We start from the raw sequence: 1,185 nt of genomic DNA, 5'->3' as shown, positions 1-1,185 counted from the left end.
CCTGGCGGTCAAGGCGGACGACGCCGACGACCGCAAGATGCATGCCGAGACCGGGTCGGTCAGCGAAGCCACTGCGGACGCCCTGAATGCCGCAAGAGCAAGGGGCGGGCGCATCGTTGCTGTCGGCACGACCTCGCTGCGTCTGCTGGAGAGTGCGGCGCGTGAGGACGGTACTCTGGCTGCGTGGTCCGGCCCGACCGATATCTTCATCACGCCCGGCTACTGTTTTCGCACCGCCGACATGCTGATGACCAATTTCCATCTGCCGCGCTCGACTCTGTTCATGCTGGTTTCGGCCTTCAGCGGCCTCGACACGATGCGCGCGGCCTATGCCCATGCGATCGAGAACCGTTACAGATTCTATTCCTATGGCGACGCAAGCCTGCTTTTCCGAGCGGAGACGAGCGATGGACGATGATCTGCAAGCCTTTGACCGCGATGCGCTGATCGCGGAAGTGAAAAAACTGCGCGCCGGCATTCGCCAGCACCGCGATTCCACCGGCCATGAATTGTGCTGGCATCACCCCGATCTGTGGGACCTGCTGCCGGAAAAAACCGAACCATCGATCGCCGTGCCGCCCTGGCCAAAATTCATGCGCGGCTGCATCCACTACCGCCAGTCGCTCGACAAGCAGGCGCCGGACGCCCCGGTCCACGACAAGGAATTCAATGGCTAAGCAGTTCAGCTTCAAGGTTCTGGCAATCGACGGCAAGGCGCGGCGCGGCGTGATCGACATGCCGCGCGGCGAAATCCGCACGCCAGCCTTCATGCCGGTCGGCACCGGCGGTACCGTCAAGACGATGTATATGGACCAGGTGCGCGGCGTCGGCGCCGACATCATCCTTGGCAACACCTACCATCTGATGCTGCGGCCAGGCGCCGAGCGTGTGGCGCGGCTCGGCGGCTTGCATGAATTCGCCCGCTGGCCGCATCCGATCCTGACCGACAGTGGCGGTTTCCAGGTCATGTCGCTGTCGAAGCTGAGAAAGCTGACCGAAAAGGGCGTCACCTTCCGCTCGCATATCGATGGCGCCGCCTACGAGATGTCGCCGGAGCGGTCGATCGAGATTCAGGGGCTGCTCGATTCCGATATCCAGATGCAGCTCGACGAATGCACGGCGCTGCCGGCCGAAATGAAGGAGATCGAGCGCGCCATGGAGCTGTCGCAGCGCTCGGCCCAGCGC

At 63.3% G+C, this 1,185-nt stretch carries 3 protein-coding genes; all 3 read left to right on the top strand.

The window, feature by feature from the left end; all coding sequences use genetic code 11:
* Window positions 1-418: S-adenosylmethionine:tRNA ribosyltransferase-isomerase (locus tag EN879_RS36585; protein WP_164774871.1), on the top strand; the 418-nt coding region annotated here is incomplete at its 5' end.
* Entirely contained in the window at window positions 408-677 is a 270-nt protein-coding gene (locus EN879_RS36580; RefSeq protein ID WP_013531822.1) for a hypothetical protein, read from the top strand. The genes EN879_RS36585 and EN879_RS36580, both read left to right, overlap by 11 nt.
* Window positions 670-1,185 (top strand): tRNA-guanine transglycosylase (locus EN879_RS36575; protein ID WP_127274749.1); only part of this gene is annotated, 516 nt, incomplete at its 3' end. The genes EN879_RS36580 and EN879_RS36575, both read left to right, overlap by 8 nt.

It is taken from the genome of Mesorhizobium sp. M7A.F.Ca.AU.002.02.1.1 (assembly GCF_003998535.1).
In the GTDB taxonomy this organism is placed as follows: Bacteria; Pseudomonadota; Alphaproteobacteria; order Rhizobiales; family Rhizobiaceae; genus Mesorhizobium; species Mesorhizobium ciceri.
Note: the sequence above shows the minus strand (reverse complement) of the source record. Positions and strands in the feature narration are given on the sequence as shown.

Bases quoted from the DNA above. Each gene is read 5' to 3' on its own strand.
- EN879_RS36580 (WP_013531822.1), top strand. From the start codon at position 408: ATGGACGATGATCTGCAAGCCTTTGACCGCGATGCGCTGATCGCGGAA.